This is a genomic window from Dermacoccus sp. PAMC28757 (assembly GCF_014302635.1).
Lineage (GTDB): Bacteria > Actinomycetota > Actinomycetes > Actinomycetales > Dermatophilaceae > Dermacoccus > Dermacoccus abyssi.
Map to the genome: position 1 here is coordinate 1,809,108 of NZ_CP060292.1, position 22,958 is coordinate 1,832,065.

Sequence of the window (22,958 nt, forward strand, 5' to 3'; positions counted from 1 at the left end):
AGACTCGACGAGGCGCACAACCGACAGCAACTCGGCTCCGGCCGAGCCTGACCGTGGCAACCTGCGTGTGCCACAGATTTGAGTAGATCATGAAGAAGTTCGACGCGATCGACGCGGCGAGCCTGCGCTCCGACGTCCCCGACTTCCGCGCCGGTGACACGCTGAACGTCCACGTCAAGGTCATCGAGGGCACGCGCTCGCGTGTCCAGGTCTTCAAGGGTGTCGTCATCCGCCGTCACGGCGGCGGCGTCGGCGAGACCTTCACCGTCCGCAAGGTTTCCTTCGGTGTCGGCGTGGAGCGTACCTTCCCGGTGCACACCCCGGTCATCGACAAGATCGAGGTTCTGACGCGCGGTGACGTCCGTCGCGCCAAGCTGTACTACCTGCGCGACCTGCGCGGTAAGGCTGCCAAGATCAAGGAGAAGCGCGACGCCGTTCCGGCCAAGAAGGCCTGAACCTCGCGACGAACCGAAGCGACCCTGCGATGAAGCGTCATGCTGCGTCCGGTCGCTCACCCGAAGGCGCGACCTCACGACGAGGTCGCGCCTTCGGCGTTCCCTGGCGGCGGACGGCCATCGGCGTCCTCAGCGTCATCGTCGTCGGAATGCTCCTCGTCCACGCCTTCTGGTTCGAGACCTTCACCGTGCCGTCGCGCTCGATGGAACCGAACTATGGGGTCGGCGACCGCATCGTCGTCGACAAGCGCGCCGAGTTCGCCCGAGGCGACGTCATCGTCTTCTCCGGCGAGGGCTCGCTCTATCAGCCCGCCGAACGCGGGGGAGTACTCGCCGTCATCGACACCGCGGCCGGATGGCTCGGGTTCCGCCCGGACGAGCAGGACTACCTCAAGCGGATCGTCGGTGTCGGCGGCGATCACGTGGTCGTCGACCACAAGGGCGAGCTCACGGTGAACGGTCGACGTGTGGCCGAGCCGTACCTCGGGCGGGGCTCGAAGCGAGCCTCGGCGCAGCCGTTCTCCGTGCGCGTGCCCGAGGGAAAGCTGTTCGTCATGGGCGACAACCGAGACGACTCCGACGACTCCCGCAACCATCTCGGTGACCCCGGCGGGGGGTACGTGCCCGTGGACAAGGTGGTCGGTCGCGTGGCGTGGAAGTATTGGTCCGGCTCATGAGCACGGACGCCGAGAGGAGGCCCGACGTGGTGGTTCGTACCCCGTCGAAGACGCCCACCCTACGCCTCGAGCGGCAACTGCTGCGTGACGGGCGAACACTGATCGCCGGCATGGACGAGGTGGGCCGCGGCGCCCTCGCGGGGCCGGTGAGCGTGGGCGTCTGCGTCGTCTCCGCGACGACGGGCACCGTGCCGCAGGGCGTCAAGGATTCCAAGCTCGTGCCTGAACCCAAGCGTCCGGCGCTGGCTGCGAAGGTGCGCCGATGGGCCGTCGCAGGCGCCGTCGGGCACGCCAGCCCCGCCGAGATCGACGAGATGGGCATGACACGGGCACTCCGTCTCGCCGGCACCCGGGCGCTCGCGGCCCTCGAGGTGACGCCGGACGTCGTCATCCTCGACGGTAAGCACGACTGGCTCACCGAACCCGAGAGCGTCGGCCTGCTCGGACTACTCGACGCAGTGGACGTCGTCGGGGGTGCACCCGAGGTAGTCACCCAGATCAAGGCCGACATGCGGTGCTCGTCGGTGGCCGGGGCAAGTTTGCTCGCGAAGGTGGAGCGTGATGCCATGATGGCCGAGGCTGCCCCTGGCCACCCCGTCTACGGGTGGGAGATCAACAAGGGGTATTCGGCGCCCGGACACCTGGCGGCGATCGCCGAGCACGGGCCGTGTGAGTTGCACCGTCGCTCGTGGAAGACCTTCCGCGCGGCCGAGGCAGAAGACCAGCAGGTGCCCGAAGCACACCATGACGTGAGGAGCACGCAGGCATGAGCGCCGAGGACCTCGAACGGTACGAGAACGAGCAGGAACTGGCCCTCTACCGCGAATACCGCGACGTCGTCGGGCTCTTCCGCTACGTCGTGGAGACCGAGCGTCGCTTCTACCTGTGCAACGCCGTCGACATGAAGGTGCGTGGTGAGGGCGCCGACGTCTTCTTCGACGTCACGATGCAGGACGCGTGGGTGTGGGACATCTACCGCCCGGCGCGCTTCGTCAAGACCGTGCGCGTCGTGACGTTCAAGGACGTCAACGTCGAGGAACTGTCGAAGAACGACCTCGAGATCCCCGACGGCCCCGACTTCACCTGATTCGCCCACAGATGTGACGCTCACGGGGTGCTCGTCAGCACCCGAGCGGCCTTCTCCACAGGTCCGCTGCTTCCGAAGGTGACCAGTAGAACCTCCGAGACCTTTGCTAGTCCCGGAGGTGGTGGACATGGACCACGACACGAGGGCCGCGGCGTCGCGGTCTGCGGCGACCGAGGCGCGCCGAACCCTGGGCCGGGACGGCGAAGAGCTCGTTCGCGCGTACCTGGAGAACCGCGGCTACGAGGTCGTCGACACCAATTGGCGCTGCCGTGAGGGGGAGATCGACCTCGTCGCGATCGACGGTGGCGAACTCGTCGTCGTCGAGGTCAAGACGCGTCGTTCGCTGCGCTTCGGACGCGCGGTCGAGGCCGTCACCGAGGAGAAGCATCGGCGCCTGAGGCGGTTGGCCGGGCTCTGGGCCGCCGAACACGAGGTGCGGGCACGCGGTGTACGTGTTGACGTCATTGGCGTCGAATGGGCGGGGGAGAGGGCCCGCATCGATCACCGCAAGCGGGTGATCCTGTGAGCTTCGGCAAGACGAAGGCCGTCGTCGTCACCGGCATCGACGGTCTCGTCGTCGATGTCGAGGTGAGCGTCGGGCAAGGGCTGCCCAAGGTCGTCATCTCCGGGCTGCCGGACACGGCGGTGTCACAAGCGCCGAACCGTCTGCGTTCGGCGATGACGCAGTCGGAGCTGACGTTCCCCGACACCCGTCTCACGATCAACCTCGCTCCTGCCTCGGAACAGAAGTCCGGGGCCGGCCTCGATCTCGCCATGGCTGTCGCGATTCTCGCGGCAACCCGTTCCCTCGACCCGGCTGACGTCGCCCGCGTGGGGCACATCGGCGAACTCGGCATGGACGGCAGCGTCAGGGAGGTGCGCGGCGTCCTCCCGGCGTGTGTCGCCGCGCTTGCGGGCAACGTGCGTGAGTTGCTCGTGCCCGCCGCGAACGCAGCCGAGGCATCGCTCGTCAGCGGTATTCGGGTGCACCCCGTGCGTTCGCTGTCGGATGTCGTCGCCTTCCACCGCGTGCGCGCCCAGGGCAAGACGCTCGACCTGCCGTGGCCGGAACCCGGCGAGGAGGCCGAGCCGGAGGAGACCGGCGACCTGCGTGATGTCGTCGGACAGTACGAGGCACGGGCTGCCATCGAGGTGGCTGCCGCCGGTGGTCACAACGTGTCGATGATCGGTCCGCCCGGTGCGGGAAAGACCTTGCTCGCCAGCCGCCTGCCGAGCATCCTGCCGCCGCTTTCACGGGAGGAAGCTCTCGTCGTCACGAGCGTCCAGTCGGTGCTCGGCAAGGTCGACGGGCAGGCGCTCAAGGAGCGTGCGCCCTTCGTCGCGCCCCACCACAGCATCACGATGCCGGCGTTGGTCGGCGGTGGGACGGGGCGGCCCCGCCCCGGAGCCATTACCGAAGCGCACGCTGGCGTGCTGTTCCTCGACGAGGCGCCGGAGTTCAAACGGCCGGTGCTCGACGCGCTGCGTCAGCCCCTCGAGCGTGGCTTCGTCACGATCACCCGGGCCCAGCAATCGGTGCGGTTTCCCTCACGCTTCCAGCTCGTCGTCGCCAGCAATCCGTGCCCGTGCGGGCGCTACACCGGCTCAGGTGCGGGATGTTCGTGCGCAACTCGAGCCCGACGCGAATACCTCAAACGCCTCTCCGGGCCGCTACTCGACCGCATTGACGTCCACCTCCAGGTGCCTGCTGTGACGCGAGCCGATCTCGCGAGCGGGCCGGGGGAGAGCAGCGAGGAGGTGGCCGCGCGGGTGCGTGAGGTGCGCGAGCGCTCAGCGCGCCGTTGGGCGCCACTGGGGCTGGCGCTCAACGCGGAGGTGCCCGGTTCGATGCTGCGCTCCTCGCCGTGGTCGCTTACCCCGGCAGACACGGCAACGCTGGACGCCGCCCTCGACACCGGAAACCTCACCCTGCGCGGCTACGACCGCACACTGCGCCTGGCCTGGACCCTGTGCGACCTACGAGGCGCAGACAAACCCACGAAGGACGACGTCTACGCCGCCCTCACTCTGAGAGAAGGGCAGCAAGCAGCATGACCACGACGACCTCCCGCAACGACCTTCTGTCAGGAACGGGGCACGCCTGGCGTGACGCAGCCGAGCAGGACGAACAGCTCGCCCGCCTCGTGTGGGCGCACATCGCAGAACCGCGCGATGCCAAGGCCCAGCTGCTCATCGACGGCGTGGGGTACCCCGAGGCGCTCGCCGCGGTGCGTACGCACCCTGAGAAACTCACCAATTTCGCCGCCCGCCTGGAACAGCTCGACCTTCCCGAGCAACTGCGGCGCATCGAGACGTTCGGCGCTCGCATTCTCCTGCCCTCGGACGACGGCTGGCCCGAGCGACTCGACGATCTCCCTCAGCCGCCGCACGCCCTCTTCGTCGTCGGCGAGGCCGACGTGCGGTCGTTGTGCGAGCGCTCCGTCGCCCTCGTCGGGGCGAGGGCGGCCACCCACTACGGCCAGCGCGTTGCCGCCGAGATCGCTCTCGGGGTTGGCAGCCATGGCGTGGCCGTGGTGTCAGGCGGGGCCTTCGGCATCGATGCCGCGGCGCATCGTGGGGCCCTCGCCGGCGACGCCGGCACTGTCTGCGTTCTGCCCGGTGGGGTCGACCGCCTCTATCCGAGCGCTCATGACGCACTCTTCAGCGCCATCCGAGAGCGGGGAGCCATCGTGAGTGAGATGCCGCTCGGATTCGCTCCGATGAGGCAACGCTTCCTGCACCGCAACCGACTCATCGCCGCGCTGACGCCGGGCACGGTGGTCGTCGAGGCGGGGTTGCGTTCGGGGTCGCTCAGCACGGCCAGGCGCGCCGAGGAGATCCAACGCGTCGTCGGGGCCGTGCCAGGGCCGGTCACCTCGGCCGCCAGCGCCGGCTGCCACGAGCTCGTGCGCGACGGCGCGGCGGTGCTCGTCACCGGGGCCGACGACGTCATCGAGTTGATGGCCGGGTACGGGGCACAGCAGACGACGCGCGACACCCTCCCTGCGCTCGTCAAACCGGAGGATGCGGTGGGCGCCACGGCTCGCGCCGTCTGGGATGCCTTGCCGGTGCGCCGCGCTGCGAGCGTCGACCACGTCGCGACGAGTTGTGGCAGGACTCCCAGGGAGGTGCTGACGTCACTCGGCGAGCTTCTCGCTGCGGGGCTGGCCGAGAAGGTGGACGGTGCGTGGCGCAAGGCGTGACAGTGTCGGTGCAGCGAGGACGTGGAGGTCGCGCACTACCCTCGAACCATGTCCGGACCGGCCGCCAGCGTGATCGAACGCTTCCTCGATCACCTCAGCGCAGAACGTGAGCGTTCGCCCCACACAGTGCGTGCGTACGCGGGCGACTTGGAAAGCCTGCGCCATCACCTCGACGAGGTGGGCGTCGGCTCCTGGGGCGATCTCACACTCACCCACCTGCGCGGATGGCTCGCGGGCGTCAGTGAGAGCGGCGCATCACGCACGACGGTGGCCCGCCGGGTCTCGAGCGCGCGCACCTTCTGTCGGTGGGCGAAGAAGCAGGGCGTCATGGCGACGGATCCGTCGGTTCGGCTTACGGCGCCGAAGCGGCACGCGTCGCTGCCGGACGTGCTGCAGGCGTCGCAAGCCGCGCAGATCCTCGACGCCGCGCGCGACAGGACGAGTGCTGGAGGTACCGGGGAGACGCGCTCCGGCGATGCAGCCGAGAGGGCGGGCGGCGAGAGCGATCCGACGACGCGCGCCGTGGCGCTCCGTGACGCCGCCGTCCTCGAGCTCCTCTACGCCACGGGGATGCGCGTCGGTGAACTCGTGGCTCTCGACGAAGCAAGCCTCGACGAGACGAATCGACTCGTCCGTGTCATGGGCAAGGGTCGCAAGGAACGCATGGTGCCCTACGGCGCGCCGGCCGAAACGGCGTTGCGCCTCTGGCGATCGACGGGGCGTCCCACGCTCGCGCAAGCCGCCTCCGGCAAGGCTCTGTTTCTCGGCGTGCGCGGCGGGCGCATCGACCAGCGCCAGGTGCGCAGCATCGTCCACGCCGCCACGTCCGCCGTCGAGGGAGCACCCGATCTCGCGCCCCACGGTCTGCGCCACAGTGCCGCGACGCACCTCGTCGAGGGCGGCGCCGACCTGCGAACGGTGCAGGAGTATCTCGGGCACGCCTCATTGTCGACGACGCAGATCTACACCCACGTGTCGGCTGAGCGTCTGCGCGCGGGCTACGTCCAGGCGCACCCACGGGCCTGATCACCGCTCACAGCGGCGGCAGCAGTACGGGCCGAATGCCCGAGACCAGCGTCAGTGGGTCGCGGTAGGCGTCCTTGGCCACCTTGTACCCCCAGTGCAGGCAGCGTTCTTCGCAGTGACCGCCGGAAGTGATCTCGCCGATCACCTGGCCTCTGCTCACGTGGTCGCCACGCTCGACGTCCGCCGCCACCGGCTCGTACGTCGTGTCGAACCCCTCCGGATGGCGCAGCGTGATGACCGGACGTCCCGCGATCGTGCCGACGAACGTCACAGTGGCGTCCGAGGGCGCCTTGACCGACGTGCCTGGCGTCGTCGCAAGGTCGACGCCGCGGTGGCCCGCGCCCCACTTCACCTCGGGAGGGTCGAACCGCCGCGTCACAACGTGCGGGTCGACCGGCCAGGCAAACCGCTCGGACGGAGCAACTACGTCACTCGTCGAAGCGCTGCTCTGAGCCGCGGGCACCGGCGCCCGAGTGGGCGGTGACGCTGCTGCGTTGCTCGCGAGGAGCACGACGACGGCGCCGACCAGCGCAGGACGAAGGCGGGCAGGTGACATGCCCTCAGCTTCGATTGCCTGCCCTGCTCACGGGCAGCTGAGCAACTGGTGCCCTGTGGAAATGTCTGTTCGAGAGGCCCCTCAGGCGCGCCGGCCGTACGTGTCCACAAGCCGCGTCACGGCTTCGTCGATCGTGGAACGCTTCTTGCAGAACGCGAAACGCATGACACTCGCCATGCCGCTCGCCTCGGCGTCGTCACAGAACACGGACGCCGGAACAGCAACCACGCCCGCCGCCTCCGGCAGCTCCAGCGCGTATTGCTCAGCGTCCGTGACGCCGTGCGGAGCGGCATCAGCGAGGACGAAGTAGCCACCCTGCGGGAGGACGATGTCGAAGCCGGCAGCGCGCAGGCCGTCGGCGAGCACGTCACGTCGAAGCGCCATGTCCTCGCGCAAGCCGGTGAAGAAATGGTCGGACATCTCAAGACCCGACGCGATGCCGAGCTGCAGGGGAGTGCCGGTACCGAAGGTGACGTACTGCTTCGCCCCGTTGACGACGGCGACGAGGTCGGCCGGGCCGGTGACCCAGCCGATCTTCCAGCCCGTCGTGTTGAACGTCTTGCCGCCCGAGCCGAAGGTGAGGGTTCGCTCGGCCATGCCCGGCAGCGTCGCCATCGGCACGTGCTCGTGGGGCGCGAAGGCCAGGTGCTCGTACACCTCGTCGCACATGACGATCACGTCGTGACGCGTCGCGAGTTCGCCGATGAACGCGAGCTCCTCGCGGGTGAACACCTTGCCCGTCGGGTTGTGCGGCGTGTTGAGCAGCACGACGGCCGTGCGCTCGCTGAAGGCCGCTTCGAGGGCGGCCTCGTCGACGGCGAAGTCGGGGAAACGCAGCGGCACCGTTCGGCGCACACCGCCGGCGCGCTCCACCATGGCGGCGTACGAGTCGTAGTACGGCTCGAACATGACGACCTCGTCGCCGGGGGAGACAAGGCTTAGCACCGACGCCGCAATGGCCTCGGTGGCGCCGGTCGTCACGAGGATCTCGGACGCCGGGTCGAGCTCGATCCCGTACCACCGCTGCTGGTGCCGGGCGATGGCGGCGAGCAGTTCGCCAGTGCCCCGCGCCGGCGGATACTGGTTGTGGCCACCGTTGATCGCCTCGATCGCGGTGTCGCGCACAGTGGCGGGGCCGTCGGAGTCGGGGAAGCCCTGGCCGAGGTTGACCGCGCCGGTCTCGGTGGCCAACTGAGTCATCCGGGCGAAGATCGTTCCGCCCGCGGGAGCAGTGATGGAAGAGCGCTTTCCGGTCATCGCCTCACCGTAGCCGACCGGCACTCGGGCCGATTTCTTGGCGGGGCAACCCAACCGGTAAGCTGGAGGCACGTCTTGTGTGTCCACGTTCGGATGCGTTCACTCGCCCCGGTGGGTTGACGAAGAGGAGCGAGGCTCACGAGACGAATTCGCGTGACCTTCTTTGCGACGGCGCGACCCGGTAACGGGCCGCGCGTGAAGCGAGGTCGACGTCCAGCAGTCCGACACCGTGAACCTCTGCGAGGGGAATGGGGCCGGCGGCCGTCGATCGGGTCACCAGGGCAGCAATCCGGCTGCAAGAACTGAAACCTCTAAATGAAAGGGGACTTCGGCATGGCCGTCGTCACCATGCGCCAGCTCCTCGAGAGCGGCGTCCACTTCGGACACCAGACCCGTCGTTGGAACCCGAAGATGAAGCGCTTCATCATGACGGAGCGCAACGGCATCTACATCATCGACCTGCAGCAGTCGCTGACCTACATCAACGACGCCTACGAGTTCGTCAAGCAGACGGTCGCCCACGGCGGCACGATCCTGTTCGTCGGCACCAAGAAGCAGGCTCAGGAGTCCATTGCCGAGCAGGCCACCCGGGTCGGCATGCCGTACATCAACCACCGTTGGCTCGGCGGTATGCTCACCAACTTCCAGACGATCAGCAAGCGCCTGACGCGTCTGAAGGAGCTCGAGACCCTCGACTTCGACAACGTTGCCGGCTCCGGCTACACGAAGAAGGAGCTCCTGCTCCTCTCGCGTGAGAAGGCCAAGCTCGAGCTCGTCCTCGGCGGTATCCGTGAGATGAGCAAGGTTCCCTCCGCCGTGTGGATCGTCGACACGAAGAAGGAGCACCTCGCGGTTGACGAGGCCCGCAAGCTCGGCCTCCCCGTCATCGCGATCCTCGACACCAACTGTGACCCCGACGAGGTCGACTACAAGATCCCGGGCAACGACGACGCGATCCGCTCCGTCACGCTGCTGACGCGCGTCATCGCCGACGCCGTTGCCGACGGTCTCATGGCTCGCTCGCAGGGCAAGTCGGGCGACGCCGCCACGACCAACGAGCCGATGGCCGAGTGGGAGCGTGAGCTTCTCGCCTCCGAGGACGCCGCTGCGAAGACCGACACCGAGACGGGCCCCACGTCCGTCAAGGAAGCCGCTGACTCGACGGCCGCCGCCGCGACGAAGGACCCCGCCGAGGCCGCTGCTCTGGCCAAGGCCGAGGAGAAGCAGGCTCAGGCCATCGCCGACTCGCAGGCCTGATTTTCCAGACCTTCACCGCTTGGTCATCCGCCCGCCGTCGCTCTCGACCAGAGTGACGGCGGGCGGGTGACCGAGCACCACCACAGCATTCTTTCGACTCACCGAGGAGCGAAAAACATGGCGAACTACACCGCCGCTGACATCAAGGCGCTGCGCGAAGCAACCGGCGCCGGCATGATGGACGTCAAGAAGGCTCTCGACGAGGCCGAGGGCGACAAGGCCAAGGCCACCGAGATCCTTCGCGTGAAGGGCCTCAAGGGCGTCACGAAGCGTGAGGGCCGCTCGGCTTCCAACGGTCTCGTGACGGCCAAGGTCGAGGGTGGCGTCGGCACCCTCGTCGAGATCAACTGCGAGACGGACTTCGTCGCCAAGGGCGACAAGTTCATCACCCTCGCCGACCAGGTCCTCGCGCAGGCCGTTGCCGTCAAGGCGACGAACGCCGAGGAACTGCTCAAGTCGGACATGAACGGCCAGACCGTCGAGGACGTCCTCAACGAAGCCAACGCCACGATCGGCGAGAAGATCGTCGTCAACCGCGTCGGTCGCCTCGAGGGCGACGTCGTCGTCTCCTACCTGCACAAGACGAGCCCGGACCTCCCGGCTCAGATCGGTGTTCTGGTGGCCGGTTCCGGCGACGAGACGACGCTGCGTGACATCGCGATGCACACGGCCGCGTTCTCCCCCTCGGTTCTCACGCGTGACGAGATCGACGCTGACGTCGTCGAGAACGAGCGTCGCGTCGCGGAGGCCACGGCCAAGGAGGAGGGCAAGCCGGAGGCTGCTCTGCCGAAGATCATCGAAGGCCGTGTCAACGGTTACTTCAAGGAGAACGTGCTGCTCGAGCAGCCGTTCGCCAAGGACGCCAAGAAGTCGGTCGCCAAGGTGGCCGAGGAGGCCGGTGCAGAGGTGAAGGGCTTCCTTCGCTTCAAGGTCGGCGTCTGACAAGCAGGAGGCGAAGGTTGTCGACGTGGCGAGCGCTAGCGAGCTCGGTCGGCGGCCGAAGCCGAGTGCGCAGTCAGACGCCAGAAAAAAATAGCGTCTGACTGGTGACCGTACAGACTCAGCCCGCTCCCAGCCCACGCGGCAGGGAGCGGGCTTTGTCGTGCCCAGTACTCAACCCCACCCGCTACCGTGACCCCATGACCAACCTCACGGCTGAGCTCCCCGCTTGTGTCACCCGCATCGACGGCCTCGACGGCGGCGATGCTCTGCGGGTCGACGGCCTCCGCTCGTCGGGTGTGGTTCAGCTGCACGGAGCGCACGTCACGAGTTTCGTCCCGGTCGGTGGGGACGAGATGTTGTGGATGAGCCCTCTCGCGAAGGCGGGCGCGTCGGCGATCCGTGGTGGCGTGCCGGTCTGTTTCCCGTGGTTCGGGTCGGGTGTTTCGGGTGAGATGAAGCCGTCGCACGGTCCGGCGCGTGTGGTGCCGTGGCGTCTCGTGGAGGCGGCCGACGATGCGGAGACCGTGCGGTTGCACTTCGAGTTGTCGCATGCCGATGTCGCGGGTGCCCCGGGCGGTGACCACTGGCCGGAGGGGCTCGTGACACGCTACGTGGTCACCTTCGGGGAAGCCTTGGCCCTCGAGCTGGGCGCCGTCAACGAGGGCTCCGTGGACGTCACGGTCGAGGCGGCCCTGCACACCTACCTCAGGGTCGCCGACGTGCGGCAGGTCGCCGTCGAGGGCGCCGAGGGTGCCTCGGTGCTCGACCAGCTCACAGGGCGCACGCACACCCAGGACGGTGCCGTCGTGTTCGACGGTGAGGTCGACTCGATCGTCCACCTCGAGGACGCCCCGTTGCGCCTGGTGTCGCGTGACGACGCCGCACGCAGCCTGCTGACGTTGACCCGCGAGGGCAGCGGTGACGTCGTCGTCTGGAATCCGCACATCGAGAAGGCCTCGGCCATGGGCGACGTCCCCGATGACGCGTGGCCGGGCTTCGTCTGCCTCGAAACGGCGAATGTGCGCGACAACGCCGTCACCTTGGCGCCCGGAACCTCCCGCGCCATGCGGGCCACCTATGCGCCGGGGGAGTGACGCTCGTTTCCGCTGGCCGTGACGCGTGTGAAAGTATTGCTCGACGCATGTCCGAGAGCCTGCCAGGAGGCGAAATGAGCGACATTCCGAGCGGTCAGCCGGTCACCGGCGAGACGCGCACCCCCTACACGCGAGTGCTGCTCAAGCTCTCGGGCGAGGTCTTCGGCGGCGGAAGTGTCGGCGTCGACCCCGAGGTCGTGCGTGCGATCGCCCGTCAGATCGCTCCGGCCGTCCGCTCCGGCGTCCAGGTCGCGGTCGTCGTCGGTGGAGGCAACTTCTTCCGCGGTGCCGAACTGCAGCAGAAGGGCATGGACCGCAGCCGCGCCGACTACATCGGCATGCTCGGCACCGTGATGAACTGCCTCGCTCTTCAGGACTTCCTGGAGAAGGAGAACATCGAGACGCGCGTGCAGTCCGCCATCGAGATGACGCAGGTCGCGGAGCCGTATATCCCGCGCCGCGCGATCCGTCACATGGAGAAGGGCCGCGTCGTCATCTTCGGCGCGGGCGCAGGCATGCCGTTCTTCTCCACCGACACCGTCTCGGCCCAGCGTGCGCTCGAGACGCACTGTGACGCCGTGCTCGTCGCGAAGAACGGCGTCGACGGCGTCTACTCCGACGACCCGCGCAAGAACCCCGAGGCGGTCAAGCTCGACACCGTCACGCACGCGGACGCCCTGGCGCGCGGTCTCAAGATCGTCGACGCGGCCGCGTTCAGCCTGTGCATGGAGAACAAGCTGCCCATGGTCGTGTTCGGCATGGAAGGCGAAGGCAACATCACCCGCGCTCTGCAGGGTGAGAAGATCGGAACGTTGGTCGCTGCGTCCTGATTCGGGCGCGCGATCGAGAGAAACGACGAACGGAAGCGAAGCCATGGACATTGACGAGATCCTCCTCGAGGCCGAGGAGAAGATGGACAAGGCGATCGACGCCGCCAAGGAGGACTTCGCGTCCATCCGTACCGGCCGTGCGAACGCCGCCATGTTCAACCGACTGACGGTCGACTACTACGGCGCTCCGACGCCGCTGCAGCAGCTCGCGTCGTTCCAGACGCCCGAGGCGCGCACGATCCTCATCATTCCGTTCGACAAGTCGGCCATCTCCGAGATCGAGAAGACGCTGCGCGACTCCGACCTCGGCGTGAACCCGAGCAACGACGGCAACCAGATCCGCTGCATCCTGCCCGCCCTCACCGAGGAGCGCCGCAAGGACTACATCAAGATGGCCAAGGACAAGGCCGAGAACGGCCGCGTCAGCGTCCGCAACGTGCGCCGCAAGGCGAACCAGGACATCGACAAGCTGGTCAAGGACAAGGAGATCGGCGAGGACGAGGGCGCACGCGCCGAGAAGGACCTCGACGCTCTGACGAAGAAGCGGGTCGACACGATCGACGCGCTCCTCAAGGGCAAGGAATCCGAGCTTCTCGAGGTCTGACCTCGAGTTCGTCCTCGAAAGCCGATGCCTGCATCAGCAACACCACCGACCCCGCCCCCACCCGGCGCGGGGTCGGTTGCTGCGCCCGCATCGGCTCCGAAGAAGAACAAGGCCGGCCGTGACCTGCGGGCCGCAGTGCTGGCTGCGCTCGTTCTCGGCGGGCTCGTGCTCGTGTCGCTGTTCGTCCGCAAGGAGCTGTTCGTCGTCCTCGCGACGACGGCGTCGGTGATCGGCACGCACGAACTGCTGCGGGTCATGCCGTCGGGCCACTTCCGCCCCTCCTGGGCGCCGACGCTCGTCGCGGCGGCCGTCATTCCCGTGGCGGCCTACGTCATGGGTCCGTCGGCCATGCTGGCCGCGCTCGTCGGCAGCGTGCTCGTGTTCATCCTGTGGGGGGCGCTCGCCAACAAGGACGCCGCCGACACGGCGGCGGCCGCGTTCATCGCCCTCTACGTTCCGGCACTCGTGTCGTTCGCGATGATGCTCCTCCATGCTCCGGACGGCGTGAGCCGCATCATCGTTTTCATCCTCGTGACGATCAGCAGCGACATCGGCGGGTACGCCGCCGGCGTCATGTTCGGCAAGCACCCGATGGCACCTACCGTGAGCCCGAAGAAGTCCTGGGAGGGCTTCGCCGGGTCGTGGGCGAGCTGCGTCGTCGTGGGCGTGCTCTCGGTGACGCTCGTGCTCCACGCTCCCTTCTGGGTGGGCATCCTGCTCGGCTCGGCTGTCGTCGTGGCCGCGACGGCCGGCGACCTGTGCGAGTCGATGATCAAGCGCGACCTCGGCATCAAGGACATGAGCAACCTCATCCCCGGCCACGGCGGCCTCATGGACCGCCTCGACTCGCTCGTGCTCGCCGCGCCCGTGACGTGGGCCGTCCTCACCGCGTTCGCCGCGTGATCCCCGCGAAGGAGACCTTCGATGACCACTGACCTTCCCACCCCCACAACCCGGCCGGCGCCGGGGCAGCTGACGTTCACTGCTCCGCGGCGCGGCAAGCCGCCGCAGCACCTCGCGGACTTCGACCTCGCCGGTCGTCAGGCTTTCGCGAAGGAGCTCGGGCTTCCGGCCTTCCGCGCCAAGCAGGTCTCAACGCACTACTTCGAGCGGTTCGTCGCCGACCCGGCCGAGATGACCGATCTGCCGAAGGCCGGCCGCGAGGAGATCGTCTCGGGTCTCATGCCGCCACTGCTCACGAGCGTCAAGACGCTCGTCGCCGACGGCGGCAACACGCTCAAGCAGGTCCATCGCCTCCACGACGGTGCGCTCGTCGAGAGCGTCATCATGCGTTACCCGGGCCGCGTCACCATGTGCATCTCGAGCCAGGCCGGCTGCGGCATGAACTGCCCCTTCTGCGCCACGGGCCAGGAGGGCCTCACCCGCAACCTCTCGACGGCCGAGATCGTCGAGCAGGTCGTCGCCGGGGCCCGCCTCCTTCGTTCCGGCGAACTGCCCGGCCTCGAGGAGGAGGACCGCGAGCACCCGCTGCGCGTGAGCAACGTCGTGTTCATGGGCATGGGGGAGGCGCTCGCCAACTACCGCCGCGCCATCGACGCCATCAAGCGCCTCACGGCCCCGGCCCCCGAGGGCCTCGGCATGTCGGCGCGCGGCATCACGATGTCGACCGTTGGGCTGGCGCCGGCCATCGACAAGCTCGCCGCGGAAGGCATCCCGGTGACGTTGGCGCTCTCGCTCCATGCGCCCGACGACGAGCTGCGCAACGAGCTCGTGCCGATCAACACGCGCTGGAGCGTGGACGAGGCTCTGGATGCGGCCTACCGCTACTTCAAGGCCACCGGCCGGCGCGTCAGCATCGAGTACGCCCTCATCAAGGACATCAACGACCAGGGCTGGCGCGCCGACCTGCTCGCCAAGAAGCTCAACGCGCGCGGCAAGGGCTGGGTGCACGTCAACCCCATCCCGCTCAACCCGACGCCGGGGTCGAAGTGGACGGCGTCGCGCAAGGGCGTCGAGCAGAACTTCGTCGAGCGCCTGCGCGCCGGGGGTATCCCGACGACGGTGCGTGACACCCGCGGTTCCGACATCGACGGCGCGTGCGGTCAGCTGGCCGCGAGCACGGCCTGAGTCACGCGGATCATCCCGCGAGCCGCGCTGAGGAAGGCTCGCGAGACGCCTTCCCGGCCATAGCCGGGCCGAGGTTACGCTGACCCGCAACCTCGTCAGATCGATCGAAGAAGACCCCATGAGCGAAGCCGGACGCGAGTTCGTCCTCACCGTCAGCTGCCCCGACCGCACCGGCATCACGCATGCCGTCTCCGGGGTGGCGCTTGAGAACGACCTGTCGATCGCCGACAGCCAGCAGTTCGCCGACCCGACGTCGGGGGAGTTCCACCTGCGTATGCACCTCACGCGCCAGGGCGAGCCCACGGATGTCGAGACGGTGCGGGAGTCGTTCGCGCGCGTCGTCGAGGAGTTCGACATGACGCTCGGTCTGCACGACGCCAGCGAACGTCAGCGGGTCGTGCTCATGGTGAGCAGGCAGGGGCACTGCCTCAACGACCTGTTGTTCCGTGTCTCCACGGGTCAGCTGCCCATCGACGTCGTCGCCATCGTGAGCAACCACGAGGACTTCCGGGGCGTCGCCGAGTGGTACGGGCTGCCGTTCCACCACGTGCCGGTGACGAAGGAGATCAAGCCCCAGGCCGAGGCGGAGCTCCTGCGCATCATCGAGGAGACGAAGGCCGACACGGTCGTCCTCGCGCGGTACATGCAGGTGCTCTCGGAGGACCTGTGCGCGCGTCTGTCAGGGCGAGTCATCAACATCCACCACTCGCTCCTGCCGAGCTTCAAGGGCGCCAAGCCGTACACGCAGGCGCACGAGCGCGGCGTCAAGGTGATCGGTGCGACGGCGCACTACGTGACGGCAGACCTCGACGAGGGGCCGATCATCGAGCAGGACTTCCGCCGCGTCGACCACCGCATGACGCCCGCGCAGCTGTCGACCGCGGGTCAGGAACTCGAGGCGATGGCGCTCGCGCGTGCTCTCATGTGGCACGCCGAACACCGCGTGGTGCTGCGCGGGCGCCGCACCGTCGTCTTCGCCTGATCGCTCGTCACGTCAGGCGCGCGCGAGCACGATCTCGAGCGCCTCACCCGACGTCTCGACGAGGTGCAGGTGTTCGGCGAATCGCTTGCCTTCGCTCAGCGCTGTGAGCGCCGGCCACACCGGAACCATTTCGGTCCACTGCCGCTGCCCGACCAGGACGAGGTCGGGCAGCGGCGCGTCGTCGGGGGCGTAGTAGAGCGGAGTGACGCTCTGGAAGATCTCCTGCACCGTGCCGGCTGCGCCCTCGAGGACGACGACCGCGTCGTTCGAACCCGCGAGGAGGTCGTCCTCGCGCAGCGCGTTCGAGAAGTACTTGGCGATGGCATCACCGAACACGTTGGGCGGCTCGTGGCCGTAGAACCACGTCGGGATGCCGACGCTGCGCAGGTCGTCGCCCGAGCCGAGCAGCTCCTTCGCGCGGAATCCTGCGCTCGCCCACGCGCCGATGTCCGGGCGGAACGAGGGCACCTGCGCCACGACATCGAGGGCCTCGTCGAGTCGCCCCGTGCGATCCGCGGCGCCGAGGTTGGCCGCCTCCATCGCGCCCGGCCCGCCGCCGGTCAGAACGACGAGGCCTGCTTCCGCGAGACGCCGCGCAAGGTGCGCGATCTCCAGGAAGGCAGCCTCGTCACGTGACATCGCGTGCCCACCCATGATGCCGACCGTGCGCCGACCGTCGAGGGCCTCCTGGAGCGCGTCGCGCATCGAGTCGTCGTGGAGCGCTCGCAGCGCTGTCGCGTAGGCGTCGTGACGGGCCGCGCAGTCACCGAACCACGCGTAGGCGCGGGCGTCGGGAGTCGCCTCGTACCCGGACGGCTCCAGGCCGTCGTACAGCTCGGTGGGGGAGTAGAGCGCGTGACGATAGGCGTCCACCGGCGCGCCGGGGTCCGCCGGAAAGATGATGGCGCCCCGGCGCGTGAGATCCATGGCGAGATCGCCCGGTACCTGACCGCCCAGCACGACGAGGCCGTCGAAGCGGTCCGCCGCCTCGCGCAGGCGGGTGCCGGCCGAACCGCTCAGGTCGACGTTCTGCAGTCGGAAGCCGTCGAGGCTGACGGAACCGTCGAGGGCCTCGTCGAGCTCGGCCGCCGAATGGATTTCGCGAAGCATGCGCCAACCTTGGCACAAACGTCGGAATGAACTCACGCGTAACCCGTTGGCGGCGGGCAGGATGTGTCCATGGCCGACAACGATGTGACCTACGCCGAGGCGTACCAGCGCAGCATCGACGACCCCGAGGGTTTCTGGCTCGAGGCTGCCCGGGGCGTCGACTGGATCTCGCCGCCGAAGCAGGCGCTCGATTCGAGCAGCGCCCCGCTCTACCGCTGGTTCCCCGGGGCCCGGCTCAACACCTGTTACAACGCGCTCGACCGTCACGTCATCGCAGGACGTGCCGACGAGCTCGCGCTCATCCACGACAGCGCCGTCACCGGCGAGGTGCGCACCTTCACGTACGCGCAGCTCCTCGATGAGGTGGCCCGTGCGGCCGGTGTGCTCCAGGCCCTCGGCGTGGAGAAGGGCGACCGCGTCGTCATCTACATGCCGATGATCCCCGAGGCGGTCATCTCGATGCTCGCGTGCGCCCGCGTCGGCGCCGTGCACTCCGTGGTGTTCGGTGGCTTCGCGGCATCCGAGCTCGCTGCCCGCATCGACGACGCGCAGCCGAAGGTCGTCCTGTCGGCCAGCTGCGGCGTCGAGCGCACACGCATCGTCGAGTACAAGCCGATGCTGGACGCCGCCCTCGAGAAGGCGACGCACGAGGTGTCCCACTGCGTCATCGTCCAGCGCCCGCAGTACGAGGCCGAGATGGGCGAGCGCGACTTCGACTGGGAGAAGGTCATGGCGCCGGGCGCGGTGCAGCCCGCCGGGTGCGTCGCCGTCGAGGCCACCGATCCGCTCTACGTGCTCTACACCTCCGGAACCACCGGTCGCCCCAAGGGCATCGTGCGCGACAACGGCGGTCACGCCGTGGCGCTCACGTGGTCGATGGCGAACATCTACGGCATGCGCACCGGCGACGTCTGGTTCACGGCAAGCGACGTCGGCTGGGTCGTGGGGCACTCCTACATCGTCTACGCGCCGCTCTTCGCAGGCCTCGCCACAGTGCTCTACGAGGGCAAGCCGGTGGGCACGCCCGACGCCGGAGCTTTCTGGCGCGTCATCGAGCAACACAAGGTGGCGGGCCTGTTCACCGCCCCCACCGCCATTCGGGCCATCAAGAAGGAAGACCCGAACGCGGAGCTCCTTGCCGAACGAGACATCTCGACGCTTCGGACGCTGTTCCTTGCGGGCGAACGCCTCGACCCCGACACCTACACGTGGGCGCACGAGAAGCTCGGCGTTCCCGTCGTCGACAACTGGTGGCAGACCGAGACCGGCTGGCCGATCGTGGCGAACCCCACGGGCATCGAGACCTTCGAGGCCAAGCCCGGTTCGGCGACGAAGCCCAGCCCGGGATACGACGTCCAGGTGCTCTCCCCGGACGGAGCGGTGCTCGAGCCGAACACCGAGGGCGCCGTCTGCATCAAGCTGCCGCTTCCCCCGGGCACGCTGCCGACGCTGTGGCAGGACGACGAGCGCTACGTCAGTTCCTACCTGTCCGCCTTCGGCGGCTACTACCTCACCGGTGACGGCGGGTACATCGACGAGGACGGGTACGTGTGGATCATGGGCCGCACCGATGACGTGCTCAACGTCGCCGGTCACCGCCTCTCGACGGGTTCGCTCGAGGCGGCGCTCGCGGGGCACCCGGCCGTGGCCGAGTGCGCCGTCATCGGTGTGGCCGACCCGCTCAAGGGGCAGGTGCCGCGGGCCCTCGTCGTGCTCAAGTCGGGACGCGAGTTCAGCGACGCCGAGATCGAGACGCTCGTCGACGAACTGCGGACGCGGGTGCGTGACGAGGTGGGTGCACTCGCATCGCTGAGCGCGGTCGACGTCGTCCAGGCGCTGCCCAAGACCCGTTCGGGCAAGATCCTGCGCAAGACGATGCGCCAGATGGCCGACGGCGAGACGCCGCAGGTGCCGGGCACGATCGAGGACGCAGGCGTTCTCGACGCCCTGTCCGGTGTGCTCGGCACCCGCGGTGACTGAGGGCGTCAGGAAAGCTTCGTCGCCTCGAGCGTGAAGTCACGCGCGCGCAGGCGCTCGACGTACGGCATGCCGAGTGCGACCGCAGGAGTCAACACGCCGCCGTCGGCGCCGGTGGGCAGCTGCGGCAGGTCGCCCTCGGCCAGCGTGAGCGCGGCCTCGGCGAGCATGACGACGGTGGCGTTGTAGCCCGGGTCGCCCTGTGCCGCCACGATGCCGCGGTAGCGTGCGCCCGTCGTCGTGGTGGTGCGCAGGTCCATGCGGAAGAAGCCGTTGACGCGAGACTTCTCGTCCGGCCCACTGCCCGGCTTGGGCACGAGGCGTTCCACGATCGGGCGAGCCTTCTGGCTGCCCAGCGCCGCGAAACCGCCCGCCAGGGCACCCGCGATGGCGTAGGCGCGCAGGCGTCCCTTGAGGCCGGCTCCGGCCTTCATCACCTCGCGGTAGTGGAACGTCTTGCCGTATCCGTGGCCGAACAGGGCGTTGCTGCGGCGCACGATGCGCGTGTTGTACGAGGCCATGACGAACGGCGCAGTCCAGGCCTCGAGGTCCTCCGAGTAACCGACCTTGAGCGAGTCCTTGTACTCGCCCTCGGGCTCGGCGGCGCGATCGGGGGAGAGGGAGAACTTGTCGCCCGCGATCTTGCGGCGTTCGGGCTGCGAGGCCATGTCGTCGGCCTGCTGAATGGCCGAGGCGACGGTGCCGCCGCTCATCCCGCCCTTCATCGAGGCGTAGACCGTGGTGTCCCCGAGGTCGCCGTCGTCGGCGTCACGAACGGTCTGTGCGGTGAGGAAGGCCGCCAGGTCGGACGGCACCGAGTCGTAACCACACGAATTAACGATGCGGGCGCCCGAAGCCCGGGCCGCCTCGTCGTAGTGGTCGATGCAGTCGCGGGCGAAGAGCACCTCACCGGTGAGGTCGACGTAGTGCGTGCCCGCGGTGGCGCAGGCGCCGACGAGGGGCAAGCCGTAACGCGCGTACGGGCCGACGGTGGAGATGACGACACGGGTGCTCTCGGCGAGAGCTCGCAGCGACGCCTCGTCGTTCGAATCGGCCTCGACGATGCCCCATCCCGCGGCGTTCGCGCCGAGATTCTGACGAACCGTCTCAACTTTGGAGCGGGTGCGCCCGGCGAGGGCGATTCGGGTGCCGGCGGGTGCGTGGGCGGCCAGGTCTGCGGCTACGAGCTCCCCGACGAATCCTGTTGCGCCGAAAAGAATTACGTCGAATTCACGATCTGTTGAGGTCATGTCGTCGAGCCTACCGGCTCGCCTACGGCGAGGCCGATTGCCTCGTGATTCGTCTCAACTGGGAATCCGCCCGAGATGTGTGCCAATCTGTCCGCATGATGGATGGTGACGCATGGCACTGAGCGCATTCGAGCTCTATTCGATCGGAATCGGGCCCTCCTCCTCACACACCGTTGGCCCGATGAGGGCAGCCGCACGCTTCCTCGACGTCCTGCGAAGCGAAGGCCACTTCGACGACACGGCCCGAGTGCAGGTCGAACTCTGCGGCTCGCTCGGGCAGACGGGCCACGGCCACGGTTCCGACAAGGCCGTCGTCCTCGGACTCATGGGGGAGGACCCGGAGACGGTCGACACCGACACTGCGGACGACCGCTTCCATGAGGTCAAGGAGTCGCACCGCATCATGTTGGGCGGCACGCGCGAGCTTCCGCTCGACGACGAAGACCTCGTGCTGCACCGTCGCAAGACGTTGCCCGGCCACCCCAACGGCATGATCGCCCGCGCCCTCGACGACGCCGGCAACACCCTCGTCGAGCGCGTCTACTACTCCGTCGGTGGCGGCTTCGTCGTCGACGAGGACGCCCTCGGCGCCGACCGCGTCGTCCAGGACACAACGCAGGTCGAGCTCCCGTTCTCCACCGGCAAGGAACTGCTCGCCGTGTGTGAGCGCACGGGTCTGTCGATCAGCGACGTCATGCTGCGCAACGAACTCGCGTGGCGCTCCGCCGACGAGGTGCGCGCCGGCATGCTGCACCTGTGGTCCGTCATGGACCAGTGCATCGAGAACGGCTTCTCCACCGAGGGCACGCTGCCCGGCGGCCTCAAGGTCCCGCGCCGCGCCCCCGCGATCCGTCGCGCCCTCAACGCCCAGGTCGGCCCCGGCGACCACGTCGACCCGCTCGACATCATGGACTGGGTCAACCTGTTCGCCATGGCCGTCAACGAGGAGAACGCCGCCGGCGGCCGCGTCGTCACCGCGCCGACGAACGGCGCCGCGGGCGTCATCCCCGCGGTGCTGAAGTACTACACGACCTTCGTGCGTGGCGCTGACGACGACGGCATCGTGCGCTTCATGCTCACCGCCGCCGCCATCGGCATCCTCTTCAAGGAGAACGCCTCCATCTCCGGCGCCGAGGTCGGCTGCCAGGGCGAGGTCGGCTCCGCCTGCGCCATGGCCTCCGCAGCGCTCTGCGAAGTTCTCGGCGGAAACCCGGAACAGGTCGAGAACGCCGCCGAAATCGGCATCGAACACAACCTCGGCCTCACGTGCGACCCCGTCGGCGGCCTCGTGCAGATCCCCTGCATCGAGCGCAACGCCATCGCAGCGGTCAAAGCCATCAACGCCGCGCGCCTGTCCAAGCGCGGCGACGGCAAACACACCGTCAGCCTCGACCAGGCCATGAAGACGATGCGCGAAACCGGCCGCGACATGAGCATCAAGTACAAGGAGACGGCCCGCGGCGGGCTCGCGGTGAACGTCATCGAGTGCTGAGTCCTCCCTTGCGCCGTCTTCCGGCCAGGCCCTAGGGGGCCTGTCTCGGTGCGACGGCGCTTCGGGCGTCTTCGCGACTGAGTGAGCGACCTTCCGCCTCGCAAGCTCGGCGGTCGGTTCGCTCACTCAGTCGCTCGACGGGTCCGCTTCCAGCGTGGTGCTGTTTCCGAAGAGTGTTGCGGCTTCCGTTCTTTGGATGGCTATTTTGCCGTGGTCACCTTGTTCGTAGTCAGGGCGTTGACGATGTCGCGGATGTGCTTGTCGAGGCTTGGGCTGCCAGCTGCTCCAGGGCCGCGAGGTGGCCGTTCAGGGCCTGGTGGCCCGCCTTCGTCAGCGTCACCCACGTCGTCGGCCGCTTGCCCTTCGCACCCTCGCGGCGCAGCGAAACGTAGCCCGCCTCCGAGAGCGTCTTCAGGTGCTTGCTCAACACGCTGTCCGCCACGTCCAGATCCTCGCGCAGACCCTGGAACCCCGCGCTGGCGACCGGCGCCAACATGACGCAGATGCGCAACCGGATCGGCGCGTGAATCACCTCGTCGAACGCCGGCGTCACAGCGCTCAACGCGACGCCGCCTGCACGCCGCCCGAACGGATCCCGTCACGCAGAGCCTCGTCGACTCGTCGTCCCATGACGACCGTGGCAACGAACGCGACCGCCGCTGCGACGACGTTCACGCCGTAACTCCAGTCGAACGCGCCGCGCAAAACGGCTACAGCCATGCACGCGACGAGGACGACGACGTAGCCGATCCACCAGTGTCGCGCCGAGCCGCGTGCCTGGGCGGGACCGACCCACACGTTCGTTCGATCGCGGTAGGTCCGCACCAGAGCGCCCATGGTCGCTGCGGCGAGAAGGCACACCACGAGCATGACCGCCACGCCGGTGGGCGACGTGCCGAGACCCACGGCGAGGCACACGGCGGCAACGGCAAGGCCCAGCGTGGGGTGGTACCAGCGCGGCGTGACGAGACGATCGGCCGTGCGCTCACGCGTCAGCTGCACGTCCCGAGGGGATTCCTGAGCTTCCATGTGATTTTCCATGGTGGAAAGTTTACCCCTGACTTTCCGATA

At 68.3% G+C, this 22,958-nt stretch carries 24 protein-coding genes; 18 read left to right on the top strand and 6 right to left on the bottom strand.

Annotation, left to right across the window (positions count from 1 at the left end; all coding sequences use genetic code 11):
* Positions 1 to 89 precede the first annotated feature (89 nt).
* The 8 genes from rplS (at position 90) to H7F30_RS08710 (ending at position 6,448) form a co-directional block, all read left to right on the top strand.
* Positions 90 to 455: a 50S ribosomal protein L19 gene (gene rplS, locus H7F30_RS08675; RefSeq protein WP_118912716.1), complete on the top strand. Its 366-nt coding sequence runs from the start codon at positions 90 to 92 to the stop codon at positions 453 to 455.
* 29 nt (positions 456 to 484) lie between these two features.
* A complete protein-coding gene (lepB, locus tag H7F30_RS08680) occupies positions 485 to 1,132 on the top strand; it encodes a signal peptidase I (RefSeq protein WP_187034606.1) in 648 nt (215 codons plus the stop codon).
* Positions 1,133 to 1,158: 26 nt separating this feature from the next.
* Complete coding sequence (locus H7F30_RS08685; RefSeq protein WP_255464715.1) at positions 1,159 to 1,902, top strand: ribonuclease HII; 744 nt, start codon at positions 1,159 to 1,161, stop codon at positions 1,900 to 1,902.
* Positions 1,899 to 2,219, top strand: coding sequence for a DUF2469 domain-containing protein (locus H7F30_RS08690; protein ID WP_047311985.1), 321 nt, complete (start codon positions 1,899 to 1,901; stop codon positions 2,217 to 2,219). The genes H7F30_RS08685 and H7F30_RS08690 overlap by 4 nt, the downstream gene beginning before the upstream one ends.
* A gap of 127 nt (positions 2,220 to 2,346) precedes the next feature.
* A complete protein-coding gene (locus H7F30_RS08695; protein WP_118912713.1) occupies positions 2,347 to 2,745 on the top strand; it encodes a YraN family protein in 399 nt (132 codons plus the stop codon).
* Complete coding sequence (locus H7F30_RS08700) at positions 2,742 to 4,274, top strand: YifB family Mg chelatase-like AAA ATPase (RefSeq protein WP_187034610.1); 1,533 nt, start codon at positions 2,742 to 2,744, stop codon at positions 4,272 to 4,274. Before H7F30_RS08695 ends, H7F30_RS08700 begins: the two co-directional genes overlap by 4 nt.
* Positions 4,271 to 5,422, top strand: a complete 1,152-nt coding sequence (gene dprA / locus H7F30_RS08705) for a DNA-processing protein DprA (protein WP_187034612.1) — start codon at positions 4,271 to 4,273, stop codon at positions 5,420 to 5,422. The genes H7F30_RS08700 and dprA overlap by 4 nt, the downstream gene beginning before the upstream one ends.
* Before the next feature lie 48 nt (positions 5,423 to 5,470).
* Positions 5,471 to 6,448, top strand: a complete 978-nt coding sequence (locus H7F30_RS08710) for a tyrosine recombinase XerC (protein WP_187034614.1) — start codon at positions 5,471 to 5,473, stop codon at positions 6,446 to 6,448.
* A 7-nt stretch (positions 6,449 to 6,455) separates the two neighbouring features.
* Here the strand turns inward: H7F30_RS08710 and H7F30_RS08715 are convergent, their stop codons facing one another.
* Both H7F30_RS08715 and H7F30_RS08720 read right to left on the bottom strand, forming a co-directional pair.
* Positions 6,456 to 7,004, bottom strand: a complete 549-nt coding sequence (locus tag H7F30_RS08715; protein WP_187034616.1) for a M23 family metallopeptidase — start codon at positions 7,002 to 7,004, stop codon at positions 6,456 to 6,458.
* A gap of 81 nt (positions 7,005 to 7,085) precedes the next feature.
* Positions 7,086 to 8,261 (bottom strand): aminotransferase class I/II-fold pyridoxal phosphate-dependent enzyme, encoded by a 1,176-nt coding sequence (locus H7F30_RS08720; RefSeq protein WP_187034618.1) that lies wholly within the window; start codon positions 8,259 to 8,261, stop codon positions 7,086 to 7,088.
* 333 nt (positions 8,262 to 8,594) lie between these two features.
* Between H7F30_RS08720 and rpsB the strand changes: the two genes are divergently transcribed.
* The 8 genes from rpsB to purU all read left to right on the top strand — a co-directional run bounded on the left by rpsB (position 8,595) and on the right by purU (position 16,058).
* Positions 8,595 to 9,518 carry a 30S ribosomal protein S2 gene (gene rpsB, locus H7F30_RS08725; protein WP_047311991.1) on the top strand — a complete coding sequence of 308 codons (924 nt, stop codon included), beginning with the start codon at positions 8,595 to 8,597 and terminating at the stop codon, positions 9,516 to 9,518.
* Positions 9,519 to 9,635: 117 nt separating this feature from the next.
* Complete coding sequence (gene tsf / locus H7F30_RS08730; RefSeq protein WP_047311992.1) at positions 9,636 to 10,460, top strand: translation elongation factor Ts; 825 nt, start codon at positions 9,636 to 9,638, stop codon at positions 10,458 to 10,460.
* A 197-nt stretch (positions 10,461 to 10,657) separates the two neighbouring features.
* Complete coding sequence (locus tag H7F30_RS08735) at positions 10,658 to 11,554, top strand: D-hexose-6-phosphate mutarotase (protein ID WP_187034620.1); 897 nt, start codon at positions 10,658 to 10,660, stop codon at positions 11,552 to 11,554.
* A gap of 74 nt (positions 11,555 to 11,628) precedes the next feature.
* Entirely contained in the window at positions 11,629 to 12,384 is a 756-nt protein-coding gene (pyrH, locus tag H7F30_RS08740) for a UMP kinase (protein ID WP_047311994.1), read from the top strand.
* A 43-nt stretch (positions 12,385 to 12,427) separates the two neighbouring features.
* Entirely contained in the window at positions 12,428 to 12,988 is a 561-nt protein-coding gene (gene frr / locus H7F30_RS08745) for a ribosome recycling factor (protein ID WP_047311995.1), read from the top strand.
* Between the two features lie 24 nt (positions 12,989 to 13,012).
* The gene (locus H7F30_RS08750; protein ID WP_187034622.1) at positions 13,013 to 13,891 is read left to right on the top strand and encodes a phosphatidate cytidylyltransferase; all 879 of its coding nucleotides are present in this window, start codon (positions 13,013 to 13,015) and stop codon (positions 13,889 to 13,891) included.
* Between the two features lie 21 nt (positions 13,892 to 13,912).
* A complete protein-coding gene (gene rlmN, locus H7F30_RS08755; protein ID WP_187034624.1) occupies positions 13,913 to 15,076 on the top strand; it encodes a 23S rRNA (adenine(2503)-C(2))-methyltransferase RlmN in 1,164 nt (387 codons plus the stop codon).
* 118 nt (positions 15,077 to 15,194) lie between these two features.
* Entirely contained in the window at positions 15,195 to 16,058 is an 864-nt protein-coding gene (purU, locus tag H7F30_RS08760; protein WP_187034626.1) for a formyltetrahydrofolate deformylase, read from the top strand.
* A 12-nt stretch (positions 16,059 to 16,070) separates the two neighbouring features.
* On the opposite strand, the gene H7F30_RS08765 is transcribed toward purU, so the two are convergent.
* Positions 16,071 to 17,168, bottom strand: a complete 1,098-nt coding sequence (locus tag H7F30_RS08765) for an LOG family protein (RefSeq protein ID WP_187034628.1) — start codon at positions 17,166 to 17,168, stop codon at positions 16,071 to 16,073.
* A gap of 69 nt (positions 17,169 to 17,237) precedes the next feature.
* On the opposite strand from H7F30_RS08765, the gene H7F30_RS08770 reads away from it, so the two are divergent.
* The gene (locus H7F30_RS08770) at positions 17,238 to 19,148 is read left to right on the top strand and encodes a propionyl-CoA synthetase (protein ID WP_187034631.1); all 1,911 of its coding nucleotides are present in this window, start codon (positions 17,238 to 17,240) and stop codon (positions 19,146 to 19,148) included.
* Positions 19,149 to 19,153: 5 nt separating this feature from the next.
* Here the strand turns inward: H7F30_RS08770 and H7F30_RS08775 are convergent, their stop codons facing one another.
* A complete protein-coding gene (locus H7F30_RS08775; RefSeq protein WP_187034632.1) occupies positions 19,154 to 20,395 on the bottom strand; it encodes a trans-acting enoyl reductase family protein in 1,242 nt (413 codons plus the stop codon).
* Positions 20,396 to 20,507: 112 nt separating this feature from the next.
* On the opposite strand from H7F30_RS08775, the gene H7F30_RS08780 reads away from it, so the two are divergent.
* Positions 20,508 to 21,887, top strand: coding sequence for an L-serine ammonia-lyase (locus tag H7F30_RS08780; RefSeq protein ID WP_187034634.1), 1,380 nt, complete (start codon positions 20,508 to 20,510; stop codon positions 21,885 to 21,887).
* 229 nt (positions 21,888 to 22,116) lie between these two features.
* Here H7F30_RS08780 and H7F30_RS08785 read toward each other — a convergent pair whose 3' ends face one another.
* Positions 22,117 to 22,440, bottom strand: a complete 324-nt coding sequence (locus tag H7F30_RS08785; RefSeq protein ID WP_187037947.1) for a transcriptional regulator — start codon at positions 22,438 to 22,440, stop codon at positions 22,117 to 22,119.
* Between the two features lie 5 nt (positions 22,441 to 22,445).
* Positions 22,446 to 22,928, bottom strand: a complete 483-nt coding sequence (locus tag H7F30_RS08790) for a hypothetical protein (RefSeq protein ID WP_187034636.1) — start codon at positions 22,926 to 22,928, stop codon at positions 22,446 to 22,448.
* Between the last annotated feature and the right edge of the window lie 30 nt (positions 22,929 to 22,958).

Excerpts from the sequence above, each read along its gene's own strand:
- H7F30_RS08780 (WP_187034634.1), top strand. The coding sequence starts at position 20,508 with ATGGCACTGAGCGCATTCGAGCTCTATTCGATCGGAATCGGGCCCTCC.
- H7F30_RS08765 (WP_187034628.1), bottom strand. The coding sequence starts at position 17,168 with ATGCTTCGCGAAATCCATTCGGCGGCCGAGCTCGACGAGGCCCTCGAC.
- rlmN (WP_187034624.1), top strand. The coding sequence starts at position 13,913 with ATGACCACTGACCTTCCCACCCCCACAACCCGGCCGGCGCCGGGGCAG.
- H7F30_RS08775 (WP_187034632.1), bottom strand. The coding sequence starts at position 20,395 with ATGACCTCAACAGATCGTGAATTCGACGTAATTCTTTTCGGCGCAACA.
- H7F30_RS08690 (WP_047311985.1), top strand. The coding sequence starts at position 1,899 with ATGAGCGCCGAGGACCTCGAACGGTACGAGAACGAGCAGGAACTGGCC.
- H7F30_RS08715 (WP_187034616.1), bottom strand. The coding sequence starts at position 7,004 with ATGTCACCTGCCCGCCTTCGTCCTGCGCTGGTCGGCGCCGTCGTCGTG.
- H7F30_RS08695 (WP_118912713.1), top strand. The coding sequence starts at position 2,347 with ATGGACCACGACACGAGGGCCGCGGCGTCGCGGTCTGCGGCGACCGAG.
- H7F30_RS08770 (WP_187034631.1), top strand. The coding sequence starts at position 17,238 with ATGGCCGACAACGATGTGACCTACGCCGAGGCGTACCAGCGCAGCATC.
- tsf (WP_047311992.1), top strand. The coding sequence starts at position 9,636 with ATGGCGAACTACACCGCCGCTGACATCAAGGCGCTGCGCGAAGCAACC.
- rplS (WP_118912716.1), top strand. The coding sequence starts at position 90 with ATGAAGAAGTTCGACGCGATCGACGCGGCGAGCCTGCGCTCCGACGTC.
- rpsB (WP_047311991.1), top strand. The coding sequence starts at position 8,595 with ATGGCCGTCGTCACCATGCGCCAGCTCCTCGAGAGCGGCGTCCACTTC.
- H7F30_RS08790 (WP_187034636.1), bottom strand. The coding sequence starts at position 22,928 with ATGGAAAATCACATGGAAGCTCAGGAATCCCCTCGGGACGTGCAGCTG.
- pyrH (WP_047311994.1), top strand. The coding sequence starts at position 11,629 with ATGAGCGACATTCCGAGCGGTCAGCCGGTCACCGGCGAGACGCGCACC.
- H7F30_RS08750 (WP_187034622.1), top strand. The coding sequence starts at position 13,013 with ATGCCTGCATCAGCAACACCACCGACCCCGCCCCCACCCGGCGCGGGG.
- frr (WP_047311995.1), top strand. The coding sequence starts at position 12,428 with ATGGACATTGACGAGATCCTCCTCGAGGCCGAGGAGAAGATGGACAAG.
- purU (WP_187034626.1), top strand. The coding sequence starts at position 15,195 with ATGAGCGAAGCCGGACGCGAGTTCGTCCTCACCGTCAGCTGCCCCGAC.
- H7F30_RS08720 (WP_187034618.1), bottom strand. The coding sequence starts at position 8,261 with ATGACCGGAAAGCGCTCTTCCATCACTGCTCCCGCGGGCGGAACGATC.
- lepB (WP_187034606.1), top strand. The coding sequence starts at position 485 with ATGAAGCGTCATGCTGCGTCCGGTCGCTCACCCGAAGGCGCGACCTCA.
- dprA (WP_187034612.1), top strand. The coding sequence starts at position 4,271 with ATGACCACGACGACCTCCCGCAACGACCTTCTGTCAGGAACGGGGCAC.
- H7F30_RS08735 (WP_187034620.1), top strand. The coding sequence starts at position 10,658 with ATGACCAACCTCACGGCTGAGCTCCCCGCTTGTGTCACCCGCATCGAC.
- H7F30_RS08710 (WP_187034614.1), top strand. The coding sequence starts at position 5,471 with ATGTCCGGACCGGCCGCCAGCGTGATCGAACGCTTCCTCGATCACCTC.